The following is a 24484-nucleotide window of genomic DNA, read 5'->3' on the forward strand; positions in this document are numbered from 1 at the left end:
GCCGGCGAACGGGGGAGGTGGGCCGTGGCGCGCGGAGGGGTGTTCTGCGTCGAGGGACAGTGGCACCGCGACCTGAACGAACGGGGCTCGGTCCTGCCCACCCTGGAGCTGCTCGAACGACTCGGCAAGATCCGGTTCATCCACAAGGACGCGGCCACCCGCGACGAGCTGTTCTACTTCCTGGACCGGTGGCTGCTCAAGCAGTACGCGGACTACCGGGTCGGGTTCTTCGCCATGCACGGTGAGCCGAGCCGGCTCTGCCTGACCGACTGGGACTCCGTCGAGCTGGCCGACGTGGCCGAGCGGATGGCCGGCCGGTGTGACGGGCGGCGGCTGTACTTCGGCAGTTGTTCGGTGCTGCGCGCCTCGGACGCCACGCTGCGGGACTTCCTGGCGGTGACCGGAGCGGCGCTGATCTGCGGCTTCACCCGCGAGGTCGACTGGGTCGAGTCGGCCGCCTTCGAGACGGTGCTGCTCGACGTGCTGGCCAACGGTCAACGGCACAACGCCGCCGAGTTGCGGATGGGATCGGCGCACTGGGCGCCGCTGGCGTCGTACCTCGGCTTTCGGGTGATCTATGCCAACGGCCGGGCCTGGCGGCCGACCGCCCGGCCCCGGGTGCCCGCCCAACCGGCACCCGCGCCCGCCGCGGCCCGCGCGCCCCGGCCCCGCCGGGCCTGACGCCCGCGTCGCCGCTTCGGCGCTGGTGCGTGGCGGGCTGATCAGCGCTGGTAGGAATGTGGGATGGCACGCCACATCGCAACCAACGTCCGAGCGGACCGGGAAACGCTTGTCGAGTTCGTCCGTACCCGGCACCGGGTGGTGCTGATGACCACCCGCGCCGACGGACGGCCGCAGTCCTCACCGGTGTCGGCCGGGGTCGACGCCGAGGGGCGGCTGGTGATCTCCACGTACCCGGAGCGGGCCAAGGTCCGCAACGTCCGTCGCGACCCGCGGGTCTCGGTCTGCGTGCTCTCCGACGACTGGAACGGCCCGTGGGTGCAGCTCGACGGTACCGCCGAGGTGCTCGACCTGCCGGAGGCCCTCGAACCGCTGGTGGAGTACTTCCGGTCGATCTCCGGCGAGCACCCGGACTGGGACGAGTACCGGCGGGCCATGATCCGGCAGGGCAAGTCGCTGATCCGGGTGAGCATCGACGGGTGGGGGCCGATCGCCACCGGCGGTTTCCCGGCCCGGCTCGCCGACTGAGTCCGCGGCGCGAGCGGCACCCCCGCGCGGTCGCGGCGCTTTCCGATCGCGGCGCGGCGCTTCTCGCGGTCCGGGGTGTTTGGAGGGGCCCCCTGCTATACAGAAAGCGTTAACAGGGGGCCCTTCCTTACACCGGTCAGGCGGGTTTGGCGGTGGCGAAGGTGGCGGCGCCGATCAGCTCCAGGGAGACCTGCAGGCGCTCCAGGCTGATGTTCTTCTCGATGGTGTCCTCCGGGCTGTGGTACGGCGGCTCCAGCAGCGCCGGCGACTCCTCACCCCGCCAGGAGAAGTTGGCGCTGGCGATGCCGACCTCCTGGAAGGACTGGTGGTCGCTGGAGCCCCGCTGGGTGACCGGCGAGATCTGCGGCACGTAGCCGAGCCGGTTCGCCGCCGCGGTGACCTCGCTGGTGGCCCGGTTGTCCTGCCCGTCGAAGGAGAGCAGCCAGTACCGGGTGGCCGGGTCCCAGCTGGTGGCGACCATGTCGTTGTTGTAGACCGCCAGGAAGCGGTCCCGCTCGGTCTGCGGCAGCTGCCGGACGTAGTACCGGGAGCCGATCAGGCCCTGCTCCTCGGAGCCCCAGAGGGCGAACCGGATGGTCGCCTCCAGCGGCACGTTCTTGAGCACCCGGGCCAGCTCCAGCGCCAGGACCGTGCCGGAGCCGTCGTCGTTGGCGCCGGGCGCGCCGATGACCGTGTCGTAGTGGGCGCAGACCATCACCACCGGACCGTTCGCGCCGGAGGAGCCGACCCGCTCGCCGATCACGTTGTTCGAGATCAGGTTCCGGTGCGCGGTGGTGTTGATCACCAGGACCAGCCGCTGGGCGGCGACCAGCTCGCGGAGCCGGTGCTTCTGCGCCTGGGCGACGCCGACCACCGGAATCGGCACCGGCGTGCTGGCCGAGCCTGGCAGGGTGGGGGAGAAGGCCGAGGCCCGGCGAGGGGCGACCGCGTCGGCGGGCAGGAAGACCACAGCTGCGGCTCCCTTGGCGACGGCGGTGGCCACCAGCTGCTCCCGCTGGGCGGCGACGTAGTCGACGAGGACGATCCGCCCGGCGGCGTCGGCCGGGTAGTTCTCCGGTGCGCCCGCGCCGACGTCGATGACCTGGCCCCGGGCCTTGGTGTCCAGGGCCGCCTGCGGGGAGGCCCCGGCCTGCCAGCAGAGGTCCCAGGGCAGGCGGGTGGGGGAGCTCAGCTCGGCAAGGAACTTGTCCGCCACCGGGAACGGCTGGAGGGTCGTGTCGTAGCCCATCCGGTCGAGGGTGCGGGCGATGAAGTCGGCGGCCCTCCGCTCCGAGGCGGTCCCACCGATCCGGGGACCGATCTTCTCGCTGAGCGTGAAGAGGTCGTTGACCGCCCGCTTCGCCGAGGCCTGCCGGACGATCCGACGGTCCTCCGGGGTCAGGGTGGGCAGGTTCACCGCACCGGGGCGCTGGTCGTCGGCGGCCCAGGCGGGCAGCGGCAGCGCGACGGTGGCGGCGGCGCCACCGAGGGCGACGGCCAGTACGCGGCGGCGGTTGAGGGGGGCGGGGGAAGAGGTGCTGAGCTGACCGTCCGGTGTGGTCAAGGGTCCTCCTGGTTCGGGGGCTGGACCCGGCACCGTCATGCGGTGGCCCGGGTCACATGCGACCGAACCTATCTCGCCTATGCTCCCTTCTCAAGATCGGTTGTGAGTCAGTTTCGCAGGTCAGCTCAGTACGCGGCGGTGAAACGCCGGTTGGTGAAGGCGGGTTTCTCGATCTCGTCGAGGATCGCCACCGCCAGATCCTCGTAGCTGAGCACCGAGCGACCCGCGGCGTCGACCACCGGCTGGTCGGTGCCGGTCCGGTAACGACCGGTGCGCGCGCCGGGGTGGAACTCCAACGGCGGCGGCGAGACGTAGGTCCAGGTCACCCCGTCGGCACCGGCCCGGTAGAAGTCCAGCGCGTCGGCCTGACCCCGCGCCGACTCGCGGTACTCGTCGGGAAACTCCGGATCGTCGAGGAACCGCCGCCCGTCCGGGTCGAGCAGGGTCGACCCGCCTCCGACATGGATGATCCGCGGCGGATCCGGCAGCTCACGGAGCACCTCGACAAGCGTCCGGGCGGCGTCCAACCACAACCCTCGTTCCCCGCCGCCGACCGCCACCACCAGCACGTCGGCCTCCGGCGCAAGTTCGCGTACGCTGCGCGCGCTGGTGGCGTCACCGGTGACCACCCGTACCCCGGCCGGCAGGTAGGAGACGGCCTCCGGGCGGCGTACCGCGGCGGTCACCCGGTGCCCCCGGCGGACCGCCTCGGCGGTGATCCTCGACCCGGCGGTGCCACCGGCACCGAACACCACGATGTCGCTCATGCCCTCAGGCTAGGGAGCCACCACGCCGGTCGTCGCCGGAACGCCGCCGGCTCAGTCGATCAGGCCGGAAGGTCACCGGCTCAGTCGACCGGGCCGGAACAGCACCGGCTCAGTCGATCAGGGCGGAGTAGATCAGTTGCCGCAGTTGGGCGCGGAGCGGCCAGGTGCTGGAGGGCATCAGCTGGGTGAAGAGCAGCGCGGTGAGCTCCTCGGCCGGGTCGACGAGGAACGCCGTGCTGGCCACCCCGCCCCAGTGGTACTCGCCGGCACTGCTGGGCAGCAGGCTGCGTACCGGGTCCTCCAGGACGGCGAATCCGAGCCCGAAGCCGACCCCCTCGAAGTTGCTCTCGGCGAAACCGCCGACGGAGAGCGCGGCCAGGTCCCGCCCGCCCGGCAGGTGGTTGCGGGTCATGAAGCGGACCGTGCGCGGCCCGAGCAGGCGTACCCCGTCCAGCTCGCCGCCGCGCAGCAGCAGCTGGGTGAAGCGGTGGTAGTCGGCGGCGGTGCTGACCAGGCCGGCACCGCCGGAGAGCAGCACCGGCTGCTGCCGGACCGCCGCGCCGAACCGCTCGTGGCGCACCGCCCGACCGGTGGCCGGATCCGGTACGTAGAGCGCGGCCAGCCGTTCGGCGTCGGACTCCTGGACCCACCAGTGGGTGTCGGTCATGCCCAGCGGGCCGAAGATCCGGTCGGTGAAGAACGCGTCGAGGCTCTGCCCGGAGACCACCTCGACCAGCCGGCCGAGCACGTCGGTGGCGACCGAGTAGCCCCAGGCCGTACCGGGCTGGAAGAGCAGCGGGAACTCGCCGAACACGGCGCAGGCCCCGGCCAGGTCGACCCCGGGCGGCGGCAGCAGGTCGTAGCCGGCCGCCCGGTACAGGCCGTCGACCACCGAGGTCTGCATGAAGCCGTACGTCAGCCCGGCGGTGTGGGTGAGCAGGTGCCAGGCCCGGATCGGCTCGGTCGCCGGCACCGTGTACGGCTTGAGCACCGACCCCTTGGAGTAGACCCGCATGTCGGCGAACTCGGGCAGCCAGCGGCTGATCTCGTCGGTCAGCTCGAACCGGCCGGACTCCCAGAGCATCATCGCCGCCACCGAGGTGATCGGCTTGGTCATCGAGTAGATCCGCCAGAGGGTGTCCGCGCCCACCGGCGCACCCGCCTCGACGTCGCGCATCCCGTACGTCGAGCTGTGCGCGATCTCGCCGCGCCGGGTGACCACGATCTGCCAGCCGGGGAGCCGCCCGTCGTCGACGTACCTGCCGAAGTGCTCGTCGATCCGCGCCAGCCGGGCGGGGTCGAAGCCGATCAGGTCCGGGTCGGTCGTCCGTGTCACGCTCACCTGTCGAACCTACTAGCCGGTACGTCCGACCCGGAAGTGTCCTCCGCGCCACCGGTGTCGGTGGGCCTGGCTAGGCTCGGCGGATGCCGCAACCATCCGGGGAGGGCCCGACCGAGGGGGTCACCTTCCGGCACGACGACTGGTACGCCGAGGAGCTGGTGGACCGGCACTTCACCCGCTGCGAGTTCCACTCGGTCGACCTGACCGAGGCGGTCACCCGGGGCGCGACCTTCACCGAGTGCGTCTTCGGGGCGGTACGGTTCAACGCCTCCCGGCACACCGACTCGGCCTTCACCCGCTGCGCCTTCGTCCGGTGCAACCTGTTCGAGGCCGAGTTCACCGGCTGCAAGCTGGTCGGCAGCACCTTCGAGCAGTGCGACCTGCGGCCGTTGCGGGTCGACGGCGGGGACTGGTCCTTCGTCGCCCTGCCCCGGGCGGACCTGCGCGGGGTGACCCTCACCGGGGTACGGATGCGCGAGGTCGACCTGACCGGCGCGGACCTGACCGGCGCCACCGTCACCCGGGTCGACCTCTCCGCCGCCCAGTTGCAGGGCAGCCAGCTGACCGGGGCGGACCTGCGCGGCAGCGACCTGACCGGCCTCGACCCGACGACGGTACGCCGGGCCGGCGCGCTCATCGACGTGAACCAGGCGGTGCTGCTGGCCCAGGCCCTCGGCTTCGAGCTCCGCTGAGCAGCCGCCCCGAACGGGTACGGGTTCAGGGTTCGGTCTGCTCCTCCTCCGGCACGATGCTTTCGATCGCCAGGTCGGTGCCGTCCAGAATCTCGATCACCTGCTGCCACAACTGGGCGCGTTCCATGCAGAGCGCGGCGAAGTACTTCGGCTCGAAGCGTCGGTCCTCGACGTCCGCGGTGCGGGTCAACTTGTCACTGGCGTCAGACACCCGGATCGCCGACTCGGCCAGCAGTGAACCCAGCACCTTCAGCCGGTAGTCGATCTCTTCGACCCATTCCCGGACCAGTCGGTCGACCTTCCGGGTGGGATCCGGCTCGTCGTCGGGGATCCGTTCCACCCTGGGCAGTACCAGGTCCTCGTAGGGCGGCACCGGGGGCGGGAAATGGTGGTCGGCGGTGCGGATCAGCTCGACCGCCTCGGTGACCGCGCGGGAAAACCGGGCCCGGTGTTCCCAGAACCGGGCCCGGTCCTGCACCAGCTCCGCCACCACCGTCCAGGTCTCGGCATCCACCCGGATCCAGCCCAGCACCTCGTGCAGGAACGTCGGCGGGCCGTCGAAGCGTCGTTGGTGCCACTTGCGTTCCAGCAGGCGGGCCCCTTCACAGAGCAGTTTCTTCGTGTACGCGACGATCCGTACCTCGGTGACGTCCTCCGGGAGCAGAGTGATCGGCTTCATCGGCTGGTAGACGTCCTGTTGGAAGAAGCGGAACTGCGGCTCGTTGCGCAGCCGCTCCAGGTCCGGGTCGCTGCTGGCGATCCAGGTGCGTAGCCGGGAGGCGACCCCGGAGTTGGTGTCGGACTGCACGGCCAGCCGCCCGGCCGTCCCGCTCTGCGTGCCGATCAGGCTGGCCCGCAGGTTCTGCACCGCCAGGAAGGTCAACGCCTCGGCCTCCGCACCCGGCTGGGTTTCCGGTAGGCAGATACCGCGTTCCTGATCCGACCGTCGGTAGGTCCACTTGGGGTGGCCGCAGAGAGCGTGGGCGTAACACACCGCCGCCCCGTAGTAGTCGAGATAGCGGAGCCGGACCAGCGGATTCCACCGGCGCTGGGCGCGGCGTACCGCCTGCTCCAGCAGGTCGGGGTCGGTCGGCCAGCCGACCGCCAGGCCCTGCCGGGCGCGTAGCCGTCGCCATCCGATCCACCAGGTGCTGAGGCAACCGACGGCGTCCAGTTGGTCCCGGGCGATGGCCTGCACCGCCGCCGCGCCGCGATCGTTCCTCAGCGACTCCGCCACTCTCAGCGGGATCCAGACGTCGCGCATCAGCCGGACCTGTCGCCGGGTTGCGTCCCGACCGGCGCCGGGTACCAGCAGGGCAACCGGCAGGTCCTCGTAGAGCCGTTGGAACTCCTGCCAGGCGGCGAGCCGCAGCAGCAGCCGGGCACCCTCGGGGGTGCTGAGTCGTTGCCGGACCTCGCTCTTGGCCTGGTCGTGGTCGGGCGGGTTGGCGCAGGAGAGCACCGCCGGCCAGTACCGCTCGGCCAGCGCGGCACAGAGCCGTTCCCGGGTCTGGTCACGGACGTGTCTCCGGCGGGTGCCGATCGGCTCCTTCGTGAAGAGTTCGGTCACCACCCGCTCGGAGAAGCCGAGGGCCCGGGCGTACTGGAAGCGCAGCTTCAACCACTCGGGATGCCGGCGCACCAGGCGCACGGTCGACCAGGTGTAGCGCACCCAGTGCCGCCAGCGGTCCCGTTTCCGGCTCCACAGCGCACCGGTGTACCTGCCGTCCAGCTCGACGACGGCCAGCGCGCCCTGGTAGGTCTGCAGGGCGTCGAGGAAGAGGCCCATGTCCTCCTGCACGCTGGCCACCATCAGCCGGATGTCGATGTTGAACGGGTCGAGCCGCAGCGCCTCCCGGTAGAAGAAGAGTGCCTCGTCCAGCTTCCGGTCGTCGTGCCGCTTCTTCGCCTCGCTGTAGGTCTCGAAGAGCTCCGCCGGCATGTCCCGCCCGCGCCAGCTACGCCACGGTGCGGTGTCGGCCAGTCGGGTCGCCGGCAGGATCTTCGCCATCGCCCAGTACGCGGCCCGGCAGGTGGCGTCCTCCCAGCTCCTGCCCCACTCGGTGGTGGTCGCGCTGGCGCTGCCGCCGGGCCCGGCGAACGAGGTGACCGTGACCGACAGGCCGTAACGGGGCTCCTGCCGGCGGACCTGCAGGGTCCCCTTGACCTGGAAGCCCCGGGTCGGCCAGAGGCGGGCGAGGCTGGTGGTGACGAAGATCGGCAGGTTGGACTGGTTCTGGTTGTCGGCGAGGACGTCGAAGAAGCCCTGCGGTGGCGGGTTGGATGGCCCGGCGTACGGCGGGTACACCCCGGTCTCGGCGAGCTGCCGGCAGAACCGGCTCCGCAGGTAGGTCCCCCGTCCCCTGAGGGCCTCACAGCTACCGTCCACCGCCGCGTCACCACCGTCGGCCGCAGCGCCGCCCACCGCGTCGCGGGTGCGGCCGGCCCGGTCGGGCTCCTCGCCGGGCAGGAAGCCGATCTCGAACTCCCGTACGTCGATCGGGCCGGGCCGGTACACCATCATGTTCCGGGCGTACCGCCGCCAGGCGAGGAAGCAGAACAGGGCGACCAGGGCCAACCCGAGCCGCTGCCAGGCCGGGGTGCCGCCACCGAAGAGCGTGCCCGCCGTGCCGCGCAGCAGACTCTCCGCGACCACGCCGCCCGGCTGCCACCACCGGGTCTGATCCGGAACCGGCAGCATCCGCGTGCGGCCGAGGGTGGTGAGGCCAACAAACAGGGCCAGCGAGAGGAGCACGGCGAGGGTGCCTGACTCCGCTACCTGGGGCAACGGCAGTTGAGCCGGCACGGTAGCCCCTTGCACGGGCCGCTGGGGAGAGCGCTCGTCCCAGGAAGCCGGCCGGTCCAGCGCGCAGACCGATCGTCGGTACGGGTTCGACATGCCCCCTCCCGGCTCGCTGTGAAAACGCTTCTGAGCTGCGGTTTCAGGCTATCGGCAGCCGGCCTGGCGGGACGTGAAAGTGGCCGACGCGCTTCCTGGTTTCGCGGCCCCCGACGACGAACCGATGACCGATCAGTGACAAAATCGTTCGGTTTCCTCTGGCGTCTGGGTCGATCCGATGAAAACGTGGGAGCGCACACACTCCGGGCAGGCTGTTCCAGATTGGCCGGGACGCAACTGGCGGTGAGTGGAGGTCGGGTTGGCGGAGACGGACCAGGGCCGGACCAGGTCGACCGGGGGTGCCGGACGGCGGGCGGCTCCATCGACAGGTGGTGCCCGCCGGTCCACGTCCCGGTCGACCCGGAGCGCCGAGCGGCGGACGGCTCGGAGTCGGCAGCGTCGGCTGTGGGCGGTCGAGGGGCTGACCGTGGTGGTGTGCCTGGTCGGGCTGGTCGCGTACCTCGGTCGGGAGGCGGGCCCGGAGCCGGAGACCCGGCCGGCGGGCCCCGAGGACGCGCTCGGGGTGGAACGCCCGGCCTCCGCCGGCCGACCCGCCGCCGTCGAGCCCGCCGTGGTCTCACCCGGCCTTAACCCCCGGGCCCGGCCCGCCCCGGACCCGACGCCCAGCGCCACCCCCAGCGCTCCCGCGAGCGCCGCCGTCGCGCCCGCGGCGCAGAAACCGGTGTTGGCGATCTCCCGGGTGGAGGTGCCGGCCATCGTCGACCTGACCGACGCCGGGGCGCGGGACTGGATCCACTGGGGGGCGCGCGGCGCGGAGTCCACGGTACGCAAGCGGGCGGTGCCGCCGTCCCTGGTCGACGCCGGTGGTCGGGGTGACCGCGCGGGGCACGACACCAACCCGGAGCGGTTCGTCTGGCGGGACGGGGCCGAGATGGCCGACCAGAGCGGCACGTCCAACGGGGTGCACACCTGCGGGGCCGGTAACGGGTTCACCCTCGCCGTGGCGGGCGACGGCGAGGTCCGTACCGTGCGGCTCTTCGTCGGGGTGTGGATGGCGCGGGGTCAGCTGGCGGCCCGGCTGGCCGACGGCACCACCGCCACCGTCGCCTTCGAGGATCCGCACACCGAGCACACCGCCGCGTTCGACGTCCGGTTCCGGGCGCCGGCCGGGCAGCGGCTGACGCTCTCCTGGGTCGCCGAACGCGCGTTCAACCCCGAGTGCGGCAGCGTCAGCCTCCAGGCGGCAGCCCTGCGCTGAGCTGCCGCCGGGCACCCCCGCCGGGGTGCCGGGCCGGACGGGGCGGGACAGTTTGTCCGTCACTGCGGGTACGCATAGGCGTACTTTCGGTTGGTCCGATTCGACCATCCTCTGTGGAGGAACCCCTGATGAGTCGCAGTGCCGTCCGTTCCGCCCAGCCCGCCGGTGATGTCCTGCGGGAGATCCCGTTACCGCCGTACGTCACGGGTGAGGACGCGCAGTTCGCCGTCCGGGCGGTGGTGGTGCACGCGCCGCGGCGCTGGTCGGGCGGGACGGTCTGCCGCAACGACGCCAATCCCTTTCCGTGCCGGTTGCACCGGTGGGGGCGGCGGGTGCTGGCGCTGCGCGGACTGCCCCCGGCGGCGATCGACGCCCTGATCGAGCGGGGTGACCCGGCCGCGCCGGTGCCGCCCGCCCTGCCGCCCGGCGCCTGAGGCGGCGGCGGGCCGACGGTGGGTCAGGACCGGGCCGGCTTCTCCGGTCCGCCCCAGTGGTGCGGGTTGCGGTGGATGACAAGCGGCGCCACCAGGGCGGCCAGCGCCCCGCCGAGCAGCGGGAAGACGATGAACAGCCAGAGCTGCCGCAGCGCCGTGCCACCTTCGAAGACCGCTGGCCCGAAGGACCGGGCCGGGTTCACCGACGCGCCGTCCAGGGTGATGCCTACCAGGTTGACCGCGGCGAGGGCCAGGCCGATCGCCAGGCCGGCGAAGCCGGCGTGCTCCGCCCTGCTGGTCACCACCAGGACGACCAGCACGAACAGGAAGGTCAGGACGACCTCCAGCAGCATCGCGCCGCCCCGGTTGATGCTCGCGCCGTACCCGGTGGTGCCGAGTGCCCCGGTCTGGTCCACCACCCCGCCCCACCGGGTCAACCCCCAGAGGAAGAACGCGGCCACCGTGGCCCCGGCGAACTGGGCGATCCAGTAGGCCACCGCCCCGATCGCGGAGATCTTGCCGGAGAGCAGCACTCCGAGGGTGACCGCCGGGTTGACGTGACTGCCGGAGAGCGGCCCGATCGTGTAGACCAGCGCGAGAATGATGAACCCGAAGGCGAGGGCGACCACCACCACGCCGCCCTGTACCCGGGCCGCTATCGCGCTGCCGACCCCGAAGAAGACCAGCAGCAGGGTGCCGATGAACTCGGCGACGTACCGTCGGGCATCGTCCATGCCCTCAGCTTATGAACATATCGCGGCTAAATATGGCAAATGGCCGTTAGATGCGGTGGCCCTGGTCTGCTTTGCATGGATAAGGCCGACTCGCCGGGGTAAGACCCGTGCGCGGGCCGCTGTACCGGCCTGGGTACGTGACCGACCCGAGAAGCCATGAGGAGTCTCCACATGCTGACCATGACCGACAACGCCGTGCTCGTGATCCGTGACCTCGCCGCCCAGCAGGACGTCAGTGCGGACGGTGGACTGCGGATCGCCGCCGACGCCGAGGCCGGGTCGCTCACCATCGAGCTGGTGCCGGAGCCGGTGCGGGGTGACCAGGTGGTGGACAGCTCCGGTGCCCGGATCTTCCTCGACTCCGACGCCGCCGAGCTGCTCAACGACACCTCGGTCGACGCCGTCGTGGACGACGACGGCGTGGTGCAGTTCGGCTTCGCCGAGCGCGGCTGACCGCCTCTTTCCGCAACGCTCGCCCGGGTCGGGTGGGCCGGCCGGACCGGACCTGACCGGCCGGGTCGGCCCACCCGGCCCTGAGCCAGGCGAGGCTGGGTCACCCACCGCGCCGGGCCGAAATCGCTGTGCTGTCGCCACCCGCTCGCCGTAGCATCGCCGGATGTCTGCCGCGCCCTTCCGCTACCGCTCGCCGGACGAGGACAGCGCCCGATGGCTCGACTTCCCGTTCCGGGACGGCGACATCGTGATCAGCACCCGTTCCAAGAGCGGGACGACCTGGCTGCAGATGATCTGCGCGCTGCTGGTGCTGCGTACCCCGGAGTTGCCGGCACCGTTGTCGCGGCTCTCGCCCTGGCTGGACTGGCTGGTCGAGCCGACCGGGGAGGTCTTCGCCCGGCTGGCCGCGCAGCGGCACCGGCGGTTCGTCAAGACCCACACCCCACTGGACGGGTTGCCGCTCGATCCCCGGGTGACCTACGTGGTGGTCGGCCGGCACCCGCTCGACCTGGCGGTCTCGCTGTACCACCAGACGGGCAACCTGAACCGGCAGCGGCTGCGCGAGCTGACGGGGGAACCGGCACCGGCCGGGCCGCCGCGCGCCGCCACACCGGTCGGCGACTGGTTGGCGGAGTGGATCGACCGACAGCCCGATCCCCGTACCGAGTTGGACTCGCTGCCCGGGGTGCTGTGGCATCTCGGCGACGCCTGGCAACGGCGCGGCCAGCCCAACGTGGTCCTGGTGCACTACGCCGACCTGCTGGCCGACCTGCCCGGGCAGATGCGCCGGCTGGCCGACCGGCTGGGCCTCGTCGTACCCGACGAGCAGTGGCCCGCGCTGGTCGAGGCGGCGACCTTCACCCGGATGCGCGAGCGGGCCGACCGGCTCGCCCCGGACCCGGTCGGGATACTCAGGAGCCGGGACGCCTTCTTCCGGCACGGTGGGTCCGGCCAGGGGCAGGCCCTGCTCGACGACGCCGCCCTCGCCCGCTACCGGGCCCGGGTCGCGGGCCTCGCACCGCCGGACCTGACTGCCTGGCTGCACCGCTGAACCGCCACGGCGGCGCGGACGGTTGACCGACGGAGGGCCCCACCGCGGTCGCGGTGGGGCCCTCCGGCAGGGGAAGACTGATCAGTCGTCGTCCCGGTCGTCGTCGTCGTCATCGTCGTCCCGATCGTCGTCCCGGTCGTGGTCCCGGTCGTCGTCGACCGGCTCCTTCTCGGCCTTGACCACCGAGCCGTTCTCCCGGTCCACGTCGATCTCGTGCTCGGTGTCGCCGTTGACGATCTCCACGCTCCAGACCGGGCGGCCGTTCTCCCGCTCGGACTCGGTCTCGGTGATCCGGCCCCCGCCGGCGGCAGCCAGGGCGATCTCGCCGGCCCGCTCGCGGCTGATCTCGGCGGCCCCGGCGGGCGCGCCGGTCGAGCCGGTACCCGTGGGTGCCGGGGTGGTGGCGGTCGGGTCGGCGCTGCCGCCGGTCGGCGGGACGGCCGGGGCCGACGTGGGGTCGGCCGGGACGGTCGTGGGGTCGGCCGGGGCGGCCGGGGCGGTCGTCGCGTCGTCCGGGGTGGGGGCGGCGACCAGGGTGGTGCCGGTGGTCCGCTGCGTCTCACCGGCGGCGATCCCGCCGAGGGCCACGCCGGTGACCGTCAGCACGGCCGTTCCGCCGACCGCGGCCAGTACCAGAGCCATGCGCTTCATCGTGTCGATCCTTTCCTCGGTTGCTGGAGAAAGGATCCGTCCCGGGCGGATAGCGGCGCGCTGTCCGACTGCTAAGGCCGGGTTAAGACCGGCCGGGGTCGCCCGTCGGGGGTGCGTCGGCGGCGTCGCGAGGCGGGCCGAGTCGCAGCACCACCCGGGCCCCACCGTCGGGCCGGGCGTTGCCCACCTCCAGCGATCCACCGCTGGCCTGGGCTGCCTGCCGGACGATGTCCAGGCCGAGACCGGTCGAGCCGCCGTGGCTGGCCCCCCGGCGCACGGTGCCGGCCGGCATCCCCGGCCCCTCGTCGGCGACGGTCAGCAGCACCTGGCCCGGCGTGGAGCTGAGCCGCACCGTGAACGGGGTGCCGTCCGGGGTGTGCGCGAAGACGTTGCCGAGCAGCGCGTCCACCGCCGCCGCCAGCTCGTCGGCGGGCACTCCCACCGGCAGTGGCCCCTCGGCCAGGTCCAGGGTGACCGCGCGGCCGGTGTCCTCGGCCAGCACCGACCAGAAGGCCACCCGGTCGGCCACCACCGCCGCCGCGTCGCAGGCCGCCACCTCGGCGGTCGGGGTACGCCAGCGGGCCTGCCGGATCAGGCCGGTGACCGCCCGTTCCAGGCCGTCGACGGCGGCGGTGACCCGGGCGGTGTCCTGCGGGTCACGCAGCGACTCGGCCTCCAGGCGCAACGCGGTGAGCGGGGTACGCAACCGGTGCGACAGGTCGGCGACCTGCTCGCGTTCCTCGCGCAGCAGCACCTGGATCCGGCCGGCCAGATGGTTGAGCGCCCCGGCCACCTCGCGCAGCTCGGCCGGCCCGGCCGGGGCCACCCGGGCGTCGAGTTCGGCGTTGGCCAGCCGGTGCGACACCGTGGACAGGTCGGTGATCGAGCGCACCAGGGTACGGGCCAGCCGGTCGGCGACGGCCAGCGCGACCAGCACCAGCACCGACCCCAGCAGGGCGAGCACCAGCCAGGACCGGGTCACGCCGGCGGTCAGCTCACCGGCGGGCACCACGGTCCGGATGACACCGGTGCCGTCCGGCCGGCCCTGCACCGCGATGACCACCTCGCGGCCACCGTCGAACTCCGCGGTGAGGCTCTGCCCCCGACCGGCCAGGGCCACCGCCGGGGTACGCGGCGCGGGCGCACCGAGGACCGTACCGTCGGGCAGGAAGACGCTTACCGCCCGGCCGGACTCGGCGACGAGCTGCTCCACGGTCAACCGGATGGTGTCGGTGTCGGCCGTACCGACCACCGTCACCAGCCCCTGCGCGTCGGCGGTGGCCCGGACCGTCGCCCGGTCGGCGGTGACGTCGCGCACCAGCAGGGCCAGCGGCACCAGGAAGGCAGCCAGCACCAGGACGCTCACCGCCGCCGCGAGCAGGGCCAGCCGGCCCCTCACCGGTCCGCCTCCGGGTCGGCCAGCCGCACCCCGACGCCCCGGACGGTGTGCAGGTAGCGCGGCTGCTGGGCGTTCTCCCCGAGTTTGCGCCGCAACCAGGACAGGTGGACGTCGACGGTCTTGTCCGCGCCGCCGTACGGGATCTGCCAGACCTCGGTCAGCAGCTCCCGCTTGGTGACCACCTGACCGGGCCGGCCGGCCAGGTGGTGCAGGAGGTCGAACTCGCGCGGGGTCAGCTCGACGACGGCGCCGTCCAGGGTCACCTGCCGGGAGCGGGGGTCGATGCGCAGCCCGCCGAGCGCGATGGTCGGGTCCTCGGTGTCGGCGGCGGCCGGGCCCCGGCGCAGCACCGCCCGTACCCGGGCGTCGAGCTGGGCGGCGGTGAACGGCTTGACCAGGTAGTCGTCGGCGCCCGCGTCGAGCACCCGGACGATCTCCGTCTCGTCGTCCCGGGCAGTGGCCACGATCACCGGTACCGCGCTGACCGCCCGCAGCATCCGTAGCAGCTCCCGGCCGTCCAGGTCGGGCAGGCCGAGGTCGAGCACGACCAGGTCGGGCCGGTCGTCGAGGGCCGAGCGCAGCCCGTCCATGGCGGTGGAGGTGGCGGCCACCGCGTGGCCGCGTTCCCGTAACGCGCGGACCAGCGGGGTACGGATGGTCAGGTCGTCCTCGACGAGCAGCAGGCGGGCCACAGGTGGCAGGCTAGCCGGCCGAGCGGCCCGGACCGCCGTCCTTAACCCTCTCTTATCGCCGGGCCAGCCCGGCGGCAACCTCGCGTCGGGGATAGTCGGTGCATGCGCCGTCGCACTCTCCTCGCCGTACTCGGGTGGCTGGCGACCGCCGTCGTGGCCACCGGCATCGGGCTGGGCGCGATCCGGCTGGTAGGTGAGGGCATCACCGGTACCCCGGGCGGGGTGCTCAGCCAGGAGCAGATCGAGCGGTCACTGGCCTCCCCGCCGCCGTCCGCCCCGGCCGTTCCGCCGGGCACCACCGCACCGGGCACCACCGCAGGACCGGGCACCACCGCACCGGGCACCACCGCACCGGGCACCGCAGGGCCGGGCACCGCCGGGCCGGGCGAACCGGCCACGGCCACCCCCGCACCGTCGGTGACCCCCGCCGGCATTCGTCGGGTCTTCTCGGTGACCGGCGGCTCGGCGGTCGCCGAGTGCCGCGCCGGCGAGGTACGGCTGGTCTCCTGGGCCCCGGCCCAGGGCTACCGGGTAAGCGACGTCGAGCAGGGGCCGGACGACGACGTCGAGGTGACCTTCAGCGGCCCCGACGGAGAACACGAACTGACCCTGCGCTGCGCCGGCACCGAGCCGGTGGTCGCCCCCGACGACGACTGACCGCCGATGTCGGTCCACTGTGGCACTCTCCTGCGATGCGTTCCCGTCACTGGTTGACAGTCCTTCTTCTCGTCGCCGGCGTGCTGTCGGCCGTCCACCTGGTCGGCGTGCTCACCACGTCGCCGCTGCTGCCCTCGGCCGAGGTGCTCGCCTGGGTCGCCCTGGCCGGGGTGGCGCTGGTGGCGGGTGCTCCGGCGAGCTGGCCGGTGCGGCTGGCGCTGCTGGCCGTGCCGCTGGGCCTGGCCGTCCCGGCGGCCGTCGCCTACCTGCGTCACTTCGTGGCCGAGTGGAACGGCGAGGCCGGTGGGTACGGCTTCGTCGGGTACACGCCGCTCGGCCCGTTGCAGCCGGCCTGGGCCGAGCGGTGGTGGTTCCTGGTGCCCGGCGTGGTCGGCTGCGTCGCCGTGGCGGTCCTGGTCCGCGCGCTGCCCGGGGCCCACGATGGTTCGCCGAACCGGGTGGACCGGATTCTCGCGGCGGTGCTCGCCGGGGGGTTCGTTGCCGGTTGCTACTACGACCTGACCTACCGGTGGTCCGCGTGGGAGAACTGGACGGTGGGTGGTTTCCTCGGCACGGCCCTGCCGCCGGTGCTGCTGGCCGGGGTGCTCCTGGGGCTGGGCCTGACCATCCTGGTGCGGGTCGGGGCGCGCACCCTGGCGGTGGGCACGGCGCTGCTCGCCCTCACCCTGCTGGGCGGTGCGTGGCAGGTGGGCCGACGTGGCCGCAGCGGCGGTGGGGACGGGCCGGAGGAGGTGTTCCTGATGCCCGAGCACGGCTCGCTGTTGTCCCTGATGCCCGAGTTCACCTCGCTTGCCGTGCCTCCGGCGGTGCTGTCGTTCGCTCAGCTGGTCGCGGCGGCGGCGCTCCTGGTCGGTTGCCGGCGGGTCGTCCTGGCCCGGAAACGGGCGCACGGCGGCGTTAGACCTGGCTCGTGACCCGGGTCGTAACGTCGCCGCGCTCCGGCCGTCTCCCACCTGCGCAGCCCAACGGCGGTACGTCGGCGGGGACCTGGCTCGACCGGCACCGTGATGCCGGTCGGCAGTCTCGATCCCCGCTCCGTGCGGATTCAAACCCCGAATCCACGCGACCTTCCACCATCTGCGATTCCCGGCGTGGACCGGTTCTGAAGCGGGTATGAGCGCGGCATGGAACATTTCACTATCGCGACCGTCGCCGAGAAGAGCCCGGACTTCCGGCGGGTGCTCTGGACCGGGGAGAAGACCCAGCTGGTGATCATGACGATCCCCCCGGGTGGGGAGATCGGCGAGGAGGTCCACGAGGGCATCGACCAGATCCTGACCTTCGTCAGCGGCACCGGCGAGGCCAGGGTCGGCCGGGCGAAGAAGGAGGTCGCCCAGGGCGACCTGGTGGTGGTGCCGGCCGGCACCAAGCACAACTTCGTCAACACCGGGCCGAACCCGCTGGTCCTCTACACCGTGTACGGCCCGCCGGAGCACGCCGACCAGGCGGTGCACCGGACCAAGGAGGAGGCCGACAAGGCCGAGGAGGCCGGCGAGGACGAGCCGCCCACCTCCTGAAGCGGGTGAACCCGCCCCGGGGCTGGGTACCCGGGGCGGGTGCAGCAGCCGCCGATCGCCGACTACGGGTTCCTCTCCGACTGCCGGTCGGGGGCCCTGGTCAGCCGGGACGGCTCGGTCGACTGGTGGTGCCCCGGCCGGTTCGACGGGCCTGCGGTCCTCAGCCGGCTCCTGGACGCCGACGCCGGGCACTGGCGGCTCGCGCCGACGGTCGCCAGCCGGGTCGAGCGGGCGTACCGCCCCGGCACGCTGGTGCTGCGTACCGTCCACCACACCGCGCAGGGCCGGGTGGCGGTCACCGACGCGTTGGCCGCCGAGCCGGGTGCCCGGGGGCACGAGTTGGGCCGCAACTCCCCGGCGGTGCTGCTGCGGGTCGTCGAGGGACTGGCCGGTCGGGTCCCGATGCGGCTGGATCTCGCGCCCCGACCGGAGTACGGGCTGCTCACCCCGTACCTGCACGAGCAGCCGGACGGATCGGTGCTGGCCGCCGCCGGTCCGGTCACCCTGGCGCTGCGCGGCGGTGCCGGCCCGCTGCGGGTGACCGGCGACCGGATCCGGCAGGACTTCACCGTCGCGGCGGGCGAGGTGGTCGCCTTCGACCTGGCGTACGCCCCGACCTACGGCCCGCCCCCGACCAGGCTCGATCCGGTGGCGGCGCTGGCCGACACCACGGCCGCCTGGGAGGCCTTCCGGGAGACCCACCGGTACGACGGCCACTACGCCGACCTGGTCCGGCACAGCGCCACGGTGCTGACCGGCCTGACGTACGCCCCCAGCGGCGCGGTCGCCGCGGCGTCGACCACCTCGCTGCCGGAGCGGATCGGCGGGGACCTCAACTACGACTACCGCTACTGCTGGCTTCGTGACTTCGCGGGCACGATGCGGGCGTTCTGGGTGGCGGCCTGTCCCGAGGAGGCGGACCGCCTCTTCGCCTGGGCGGCCCGTTCCATCGGTCGGGTCGGTGCCGGCCCGGTGCCGGTGCTCTTCGGGCTGGAGGGCGAGCGTGACCTCACCGAGTACGACTGCGGGCACCTGCGCGGGTACGCCGACAGCCGACCGGTGCGCATCGGCAACGCCGCCTGGCGGCAGCGGCAGCTCGACGTGCCCGGTGAGGTCGTCCTGGCGGTGTGGCGGTTCCACGACTACCTCGGCGAGACCTTCGACACCGAGCTGCGGGAGATGGTCGTCGGGCTGGCCGAGCAGGTGGCCGCGACCTGGCGGCTGCCGGACCAGGGGATGTGGGAGACCCGGGGTGCGCCGCGGCACCACCTGTCGTCGAAGGTCTTCTGCTGGGTGGCGTTGGACCGGGCGGTGCGGCTGGCGCCCCGGTTGGGCGGGCGGGCCGACCCGGTGCGCTGGGCGGCGATCCGCGACGAGATCCGGGCGACCGTGCTGCGGGAGGGTTTCCACGACCGGGTCGGCGCGTACACCGGGTGGTTCGGCTCGATGGACCTGGACGCCTCGGCCCTGCTGTTGCCGTTGGTGGGTTTCCTGCCCGCCGACGATCCGCGGATGCGGGCCACGATCGCGGCGGTGGAGCGGGAGCTGGGTGCCGGCGACGGGCTGGTCCGGCGCTGGCCCACCGATCCGGCCGGGTTCCTGGTCTGCTCCTTCTGGCTGGTCGAGTGCCTGGTGCTGGCCGGGGAGCCGGAGCGGGGGCGGGCGTTGTTCGAGCGGGCGGTCACCCACGTCAACGACGTCGGTCTGCTCAGTGAGCAGGTCGACCCGGTCACCGGCGCGCAGCTCGGCAACACCCCGCAGGCGCTGTCCCACATCGGTCTGATCAGCGCGGCGTGGCGGCTGACCGAGCCGGGGACGGCCTGAGGACCGTCGGTGGCGCACCGGGTGGGGATGGACCTGGCGATCGAGGGTAGAAGTCCGGCATGACCTCTCTCGACCAGCCCACCGTCGCCCTCGCCGGCGACGTACGGATGCCCCTGCTCGGCTTCGGCACCTGGCAGGCCACCGGCCAGGCCGGCTACGACGCGGTGCGGGCCGCCCTCGACGCCGGCTACCGGCACGTCGACACCGCCACCATGTACGGCAACGAGCAGGAGGTGGGCCGGGCGGTCCGGGACAGCGGGCTGGCGCGGGAGGACGTCTTCGTCACCACCAAGCTGCCGCCGGAGCGGGTCGGCCGGGAACGGGAGACCATCGAGGCGAGCCTGCGCGCCCTCGGCCTGTCCCACGTCGACCTCTGGCTGATCCACTGGCCACCGTCGGGAGCCGACGGCAGCGTGCCGGTCTGGCGGGAGCTGCTGGCCGCCCGCGACGACGGTCTGACCCGGGCGGTCGGGGTGAGCAACTACGACACCGCCGGGCTCGACGAGCTGACCGAGGCCACCGGCCAGACCCCGGCGGTCAACCAGATCCGCTGGAGTCCGTCGTTGTACGACGCGCGGCGGCACGCCGAGCACCGGGAGCGGGGCGTCGTGCTGGAGGGGTACAGCCCGTTCAAGTCCACCGACCTGGCCGATCCGGTGCTGGTGCGGATCGCCGCGGCGCACGACGTGTCGCCGGCCCAGGTGGTGCTCCGCTGGCACCTCGACCACGAGATCGTGGTCATTCCGAAGTCGGTGACCCCGGAGCGGATCCGCGCCAACGCCGACATCTTCTCGTTCTCGCTCAGCGCCCAGGAGATGGGCGAGATCGACGCGCTGGGCGGCTGACCGAGCACGGTGCGGCGGGCGTGGCCGGAAGGCCACGCCCGCCTGTCGTGCCGCCGCGGGTCAGGACCGCGAGCAGGCCGTGCCGTTGAGCGAGAAGCTGGTCGGGGACGAGTACGCCCCGCTCAGCGTCCCCTGGTAGCCGAAGCTGGCGGTGCCGCCCGGCGCGATCGTGCCGTTGTGGCTGATGTTGCGGGCGGTCACCGTGGACCCGCTCTGGCTCACCGTGGCGTTCCAGGCGTTGCTCACCTGCTGTCCCGAGGGCAGCGGGTAGGTCAGGGTCCAACCGTTGATGGTGCTGGTGCCGTTGTTGGTGATCTGCACGTCGGCGGTGAAGCCGTTGTTCCACGAGCTGGCGGTGTACTTCACCGCGCAGCCCGCCGAGCCGCCCGGCGGGTTGGTGGGTCCGGTGGTCGGGTTGGGGTTGTTGCCGCCGCCGTTGACGCTTGCCGAGAAGTCGTTGACGGCCAGACCGGCGCCGCCCTGCCACGGCTCGAAACCGGCCTGGATGCTGGTCAGGTACCAACTGTTGGTGATCGCACCCCGGTTGCGGGTGTCGTTGATGAAGGCCAGCAGGTTGAGGTTGGCGCTGCTGATCGCCGACGGGGCGACGTACGAGATGACGTTGTTGCCGCCGTTGTTGCCCCGCCAGACCTCCCAGTTGCGCCCGTCGATGGTGGCGTTGCCGACCGGGGAGCCGATCGGCTGGATCGAGCCCTGCCGGTTGAGCCAGATCATGATCTCCATCTGGTTCACCCCGTCCCGCTTGGGGCTGGGGTCGAGCCAGATGTCGTACGAGGCGTTGTAGGTGGCCCCGCTGACATACCGGTAGTTGATGCTGCTGTTGGCGCTACTGATCTGGCTGACCTGCATCGGCAGGTTGGTGCCGGGGGAGCAGTTGGTGTAGTGGCAGCCCAGGAAGACCGACGGGTACGCGGTGGGCGCCCCGTTGGTCGGGCTGCTGCCGTTCTGGGTGGTGATCGAGAAGCCGCGGTCGGTGACGTTGATGCACTGCTGGGCGGTGGTGCCCCAGCGGTTGTTCTGCACCACGTACCGGTTCTGGATCACGGTGGAGCCGAACTGCTCACAGATCTGGGTGTCGGCCGACGCGCTGCCGCCGAGGGCGACGGCGACGATCGTGCCGGCGGCGGTCAGGCCGATGGCGGCAAGTGCCCGCAGGGTCCGTCTCATGGTGCTCCTTGGTCCTTCGTGGTGGGGATGCCGGCCCGGGGTACGCGCGGGAGCGCTCCCAAATTCATCGTCACATTTACATGTCTGAAACTACTGCGCAACCGGTCGGCAGGGGAAAGCGCATGCCTCGGCCGCCCCGGCCGGTCGTCAGGTGGGATCGGGCGGAATCGACGCATTCACTCCTCGGCGACTCGCCGGGAAACCGGCCCTGGTGTGCGTCGATCGCACCGAGTAGTGTCTTGCCTCCGACGCGTCCCACCCCCCGGAGGCGTACCCCACGATGGGTGGTTTCCCCCTGCGCATCCTCATCGTCGGCGCGGGCATCGCCGGCCTTGCCGTGGCCCGGGCGCTGCGGATGGTGGGCCTACGACCCGACGTCACCGAGAAGCTGCCGCCCGCCGGGTACGCCGACAGCGGCCTCTACCTGCCGGGCAACGCGGCCCGCGCGCTGCGTCGCCTCGGCCTGGACGGTCCGGTACGTCCGCTCGGGCAGCTCATCCACCGGCAACGGTTCCTCGACGTCGCCGGCGACCCGCTCTGTGAGGTGCACCTCGGTGCCCTCTGGGCCGGGGTGGGCGAGTGCCGCGCCCTGCCCCGCGCCGAGCTGCACCGGGTGCTGCTCACCGGTGCCGGCGGTGAGGTCCGGTACGGCGTCGAGGTCGGCGGGATCGACCTGCTGCCCGACGGGGTCGGGGTCACCTTCACCGACGGCGGCACCGCCGAGTACGACCTGCTGATCGGCGCGGACGGGTCGGGCTCGTCGATCCGGTCCATCGCCGCCCTGGGCGGTCCGGCCCGGCCGGCCGGTCAGGTGGTCTACCGGGGTGTGGTCCGGGGTGGCCCCCGGATCACCGAGTGGACCGCCCTGCTCGGCCAGCGGGCCAGCTTCCTGGTGATGCCGATCGGGGGCGGGCGGCTGTACTGCTACGCCGACGAGGCCGGCACCGAACTGCCGGCCGACCCCGGGGCCCGGCTGCGGGAGCTCTTCGAGCCCTACGGATCGCCGGTGCCGAAGTTGCTCGACGCCCTCGACGAGGTGTGCGCGGAGCGTACCGACGAGGTGGACCTGGGCCGCTGGTCACACGGCCGGGTGGTGCTGGTCGGCGACGCCGCGCACGCCACCGCGCCGACCCTGTCCCAGGGCGCGGCGATGGCCCTGGAGGACGCCGTGGTGCTCGCCGAGTCGCTCTCCGGCACCGCGTCGGCCACCGCCGGTGGCGTCGAGGCGGCCCTGGCCCGGTACGAGAGCCGACGTCGGCCGCGTACCCGGTGGGTGCGGGACCGGACCCGGGACCGTAACCGGACCCGCGACGTCTCGCCGGCGCTGCGGGATCCGCTGCTCCGCGGTCGCGGCGGGCGGATCTTCGGCGAGCACTACCGACTGCTGGTGGACCCGCTGTGACCGGTGCCGGCGCGCGCCGTGTCGTGGCCCGCCCCCCGACCGGCTGTTCCGACCTGCTGGGGACTATCCTCCATGCGGATGACGGCTCGCAGATCACCAGCGCGTAGCCGAGCGGGACAACCGAGAACCGGAGGCCATTCGTGACCACCGTCGCACCCAAGCCGGTCGTGACCCGGCCCTGGCCGGTCCGAGAGCCGGTCAAGGGGTCGGCCCTCGCGCGGCTGCTGCGGTCCACGGACGCGAAGCAGATCGGGATCATGTACATGATCACGGCGTTCGTGTTCTTCATGATCGGCGGCGTGATGGCCCTGGTCATGCGGGCCGAGCTGGCCGTACCCGGCATGCAGATCGTGTCGCCGGAGCAGTACAACCAGCTCTTCACCATGCACGGCACGATCATGTTGCTCTTCTTCGCGACGCCTATCGTGTTCGCCTTCGCGAACTACATCGTGCCGATCCAGGTCGGCGCGCCGGACGTCTCCTTCCCCCGGCTGAACAGCTTCGCCTACTGGCTGTACCTGTTCGGCGGCACGATCGCGATGGGTGGCTTCCTCACCCCCGGTGGCGCCGCCGACTTCGGCTGGTTCGCGTACGCGCCGTTGAGCAGCGTCGAGCACTCGCCGGGCGTGGGCGCCAACATGTGGATCGTCGGCCTGGCCATCTCCGGTCTGGGCACCATCCTCGGCGCGGTGAACATGATCACCACGATCCTGACCCTGCGCGCCCCCGGCATGACCATGTTCCGGATGCCGATCTTCACCTGGAACATCCTGGTCACCAGCCTGCTGGTGATCCTGGTCTTCCCGCTGCTGGCCGCCGCGCTCTTCGCGCTCGCCGCGGACCGCATCCTCGGCGCCCACGTGTACTCCCCGGAGACCGGCGGGCCGATGCTCTGGCAGCACCTGTTCTGGTTCTTCGGCCACCCCGAGGTGTACATCGTCGCGCTGCCGTTCTTCGGCATCATCAGCGAGGTCATCCCGGTCTTCTCCCGCAAGCCGATCTTCGGCTACAAGGGTCTGGTCGCCGCGACCATCGCCATCGCCGCCCTGTCGATGAGCGTCTGGGCGCACCACATGTTCGCCACCGGTCAGGTACTGCTGCCGTTCTTCAGCTTCCTGAGCTTCCTGATCGCGGTGCCCACCGGGATGAAGTTCTTCAACTGGATCGGCACCATGTGGCGCGGCCAGATCAGCTTCGAGACGCCCATGCTCTGGGCGATCGGCTTCCTGGTGACGTTCCTCTTCGGTGGCCTGACCGGCGTGCTGCTGGCCAGCCCGCCGCTGGACTTCCACGTCTCGGACTCGTACTTCGTCGTCGCGCACTTCCACTACGTGCTCTTCGGCACCATCGTCTTCGCCGTCTTCTCCGGCATCTACTTCTGGTTCCCGAAGATGTTCGGCCGGATGCTCGACGAGCGCCTCGGCAAGGTGCACTTCTGGCTGACCATGGTCGGCTTCCACACCACCTTCCTGGTGCAGCACTGGCTCGGCAACGAGGGCATGCCCCGGCGGTACGCCGACTACCTGCCCGGTGACGGCTTCACCACGCTGAACATCATCTCCACCATCGGCGCGTTCATCACCGGTATCTCCACGCTGCCGTTCATCTACAACTGCTGGAAGTCGTACAAGGCCGGCCCGGTGGTCGAGGTCGAGGACCCGTGGGGCCACGGCAACTCGCTGGAGTGGGCGACCAGCTCGCCGCCGCCGCTGCGCAACTTCGACAAGATGCCCCGGATCCGTTCCGAGCGGCCGGCGTTCGACTACAAGTTCCCCGAGCTGGCCGCCGGTGGCCAGTCGCTGGCCGGCCCGCCCGAGGGCGGTGCCAAGCCGCTGACCAGTGAGGTCAACGGTGGTGCCAGCTACCAGGAGGACACCTCGGCGGACCTCGACCAGCGCTGACCGACCGCCGTACGACGGGCGCC

Annotated in this window: 23 protein-coding genes; 14 read left to right on the forward strand and 9 right to left on the reverse strand. The window is 72.2% G+C overall.

Going from position 1 to position 24484, the window contains the following annotated elements:
• The first annotated feature begins 24 nt into the window (after positions 1-24).
• Positions 25-681 (forward strand): DUF6642 family protein, encoded by a 657-nt coding sequence (locus GA0070617_RS07015; protein WP_091435065.1) that lies wholly within the window; start codon positions 25-27, stop codon positions 679-681.
• A gap of 63 nt (positions 682-744) precedes the next feature.
• Entirely contained in the window at positions 745-1209 is a 465-nt protein-coding gene (locus tag GA0070617_RS07020) for a PPOX class F420-dependent oxidoreductase (protein WP_091435067.1), read from the forward strand.
• Positions 1210-1345: 136 nt separating this feature from the next.
• On the opposite strand, the gene GA0070617_RS07025 is transcribed toward GA0070617_RS07020, so the two are convergent.
• From GA0070617_RS07025 to GA0070617_RS07035, 3 genes are all read right to left on the reverse strand, one after another.
• On the reverse strand, positions 1346-2773 hold the full coding sequence (locus GA0070617_RS07025) for a M28 family peptidase (protein WP_229688114.1): 1428 nt from the start codon (positions 2771-2773) through the stop codon (positions 1346-1348).
• 125 nt (positions 2774-2898) lie between these two features.
• Complete coding sequence (locus GA0070617_RS07030) at positions 2899-3540, reverse strand: NAD(P)-dependent oxidoreductase (RefSeq protein WP_091435071.1); 642 nt, start codon at positions 3538-3540, stop codon at positions 2899-2901.
• A gap of 109 nt (positions 3541-3649) precedes the next feature.
• Positions 3650-4882 carry a serine hydrolase domain-containing protein gene (locus tag GA0070617_RS07035; protein ID WP_091435073.1) on the reverse strand — a complete coding sequence of 411 codons (1233 nt, stop codon included), beginning with the start codon at positions 4880-4882 and terminating at the stop codon, positions 3650-3652.
• Between the two features lie 83 nt (positions 4883-4965).
• Between GA0070617_RS07035 and GA0070617_RS07040 the strand changes: the two genes are divergently transcribed.
• Positions 4966-5574: a pentapeptide repeat-containing protein gene (locus tag GA0070617_RS07040; RefSeq protein WP_091435075.1), complete on the forward strand. Its 609-nt coding sequence runs from the start codon at positions 4966-4968 to the stop codon at positions 5572-5574.
• 25 nt (positions 5575-5599) lie between these two features.
• On the opposite strand, the gene GA0070617_RS07045 is transcribed toward GA0070617_RS07040, so the two are convergent.
• Positions 5600-8380 (reverse strand): tetratricopeptide repeat protein, encoded by a 2781-nt coding sequence (locus GA0070617_RS07045; RefSeq protein WP_139135596.1) that lies wholly within the window; start codon positions 8378-8380, stop codon positions 5600-5602.
• A 352-nt stretch (positions 8381-8732) separates the two neighbouring features.
• Here GA0070617_RS07045 and GA0070617_RS07050 point away from each other — a divergent pair, with 352 nt between their 5' ends.
• Positions 8733-9692 (forward strand): hypothetical protein, encoded by a 960-nt coding sequence (locus tag GA0070617_RS07050; RefSeq protein WP_229688113.1) that lies wholly within the window; start codon positions 8733-8735, stop codon positions 9690-9692.
• A 128-nt stretch (positions 9693-9820) separates the two neighbouring features.
• Entirely contained in the window at positions 9821-10126 is a 306-nt protein-coding gene (locus GA0070617_RS07055) for a hypothetical protein (RefSeq protein WP_091446035.1), read from the forward strand.
• A 23-nt stretch (positions 10127-10149) separates the two neighbouring features.
• Here GA0070617_RS07055 and GA0070617_RS07060 read toward each other — a convergent pair whose 3' ends face one another.
• Positions 10150-10860 carry an MIP/aquaporin family protein gene (locus GA0070617_RS07060; protein WP_091435079.1) on the reverse strand — a complete coding sequence of 237 codons (711 nt, stop codon included), beginning with the start codon at positions 10858-10860 and terminating at the stop codon, positions 10150-10152.
• 171 nt (positions 10861-11031) lie between these two features.
• Here GA0070617_RS07060 and GA0070617_RS07065 point away from each other — a divergent pair, with 171 nt between their 5' ends.
• Positions 11032-11313: an adhesin gene (locus GA0070617_RS07065; RefSeq protein WP_091435081.1), complete on the forward strand. Its 282-nt coding sequence runs from the start codon at positions 11032-11034 to the stop codon at positions 11311-11313.
• A gap of 163 nt (positions 11314-11476) precedes the next feature.
• Positions 11477-12364, forward strand: a complete 888-nt coding sequence (locus tag GA0070617_RS07070) for a sulfotransferase domain-containing protein (protein WP_091435084.1) — start codon at positions 11477-11479, stop codon at positions 12362-12364.
• An 81-nt stretch (positions 12365-12445) separates the two neighbouring features.
• On the opposite strand, the gene GA0070617_RS07075 is transcribed toward GA0070617_RS07070, so the two are convergent.
• The 3 genes from GA0070617_RS07075 to GA0070617_RS07085 form a co-directional block, all read right to left on the reverse strand.
• The gene (locus GA0070617_RS07075) at positions 12446-13006 is read right to left on the reverse strand and encodes a PepSY domain-containing protein (protein ID WP_244891676.1); all 561 of its coding nucleotides are present in this window, start codon (positions 13004-13006) and stop codon (positions 12446-12448) included.
• Positions 13007-13097: 91 nt separating this feature from the next.
• Positions 13098-14414 (reverse strand): sensor histidine kinase, encoded by a 1317-nt coding sequence (locus GA0070617_RS07080; RefSeq protein WP_091435089.1) that lies wholly within the window; start codon positions 14412-14414, stop codon positions 13098-13100.
• Complete coding sequence (locus GA0070617_RS07085; protein ID WP_091435092.1) at positions 14411-15106, reverse strand: response regulator transcription factor; 696 nt, start codon at positions 15104-15106, stop codon at positions 14411-14413. The genes GA0070617_RS07080 and GA0070617_RS07085 overlap by 4 nt, the downstream gene beginning before the upstream one ends.
• A 102-nt stretch (positions 15107-15208) precedes the next feature.
• Here GA0070617_RS07085 and GA0070617_RS30430 point away from each other — a divergent pair, with 102 nt between their 5' ends.
• The 5 genes from GA0070617_RS30430 to GA0070617_RS07115 all read left to right on the forward strand — a co-directional run bounded on the left by GA0070617_RS30430 (position 15209) and on the right by GA0070617_RS07115 (position 19970).
• A complete protein-coding gene (locus tag GA0070617_RS30430; protein WP_175440458.1) occupies positions 15209-15763 on the forward strand; it encodes a septum formation initiator in 555 nt (184 codons plus the stop codon).
• A 53-nt stretch (positions 15764-15816) separates the two neighbouring features.
• Positions 15817-16698, forward strand: coding sequence for a hypothetical protein (locus GA0070617_RS07100; protein WP_139135598.1), 882 nt, complete (start codon positions 15817-15819; stop codon positions 16696-16698).
• Positions 16699-16908: 210 nt separating this feature from the next.
• Positions 16909-17301 (forward strand): cupin domain-containing protein, encoded by a 393-nt coding sequence (locus GA0070617_RS07105; RefSeq protein ID WP_091435099.1) that lies wholly within the window; start codon positions 16909-16911, stop codon positions 17299-17301.
• A 39-nt stretch (positions 17302-17340) separates the two neighbouring features.
• Complete coding sequence (locus GA0070617_RS07110; protein WP_091435101.1) at positions 17341-19125, forward strand: glycoside hydrolase family 15 protein; 1785 nt, start codon at positions 17341-17343, stop codon at positions 19123-19125.
• Positions 19126-19184: 59 nt separating this feature from the next.
• Entirely contained in the window at positions 19185-19970 is a 786-nt protein-coding gene (locus tag GA0070617_RS07115; protein WP_091435103.1) for an aldo/keto reductase, read from the forward strand.
• A gap of 60 nt (positions 19971-20030) precedes the next feature.
• Here the strand turns inward: GA0070617_RS07115 and GA0070617_RS07120 are convergent, their stop codons facing one another.
• Positions 20031-21158: a glycoside hydrolase family 12 protein gene (locus GA0070617_RS07120; RefSeq protein ID WP_091435105.1), complete on the reverse strand. Its 1128-nt coding sequence runs from the start codon at positions 21156-21158 to the stop codon at positions 20031-20033.
• Between the two features lie 280 nt (positions 21159-21438).
• Here GA0070617_RS07120 and GA0070617_RS07125 point away from each other — a divergent pair, with 280 nt between their 5' ends.
• Positions 21439-22560 (forward strand): FAD-dependent monooxygenase, encoded by a 1122-nt coding sequence (locus tag GA0070617_RS07125; RefSeq protein ID WP_091435107.1) that lies wholly within the window; start codon positions 21439-21441, stop codon positions 22558-22560.
• 140 nt (positions 22561-22700) lie between these two features.
• Entirely contained in the window at positions 22701-24461 is a 1761-nt protein-coding gene (gene ctaD / locus GA0070617_RS07130; protein WP_091435109.1) for an aa3-type cytochrome oxidase subunit I, read from the forward strand.
• Positions 24462-24484 lie beyond the last annotated feature (23 nt).

The organism is Micromonospora yangpuensis (assembly GCF_900091615.1).
Taxonomy (GTDB): Bacteria; Actinomycetota; Actinomycetes; order Mycobacteriales; family Micromonosporaceae; genus Micromonospora; species Micromonospora yangpuensis.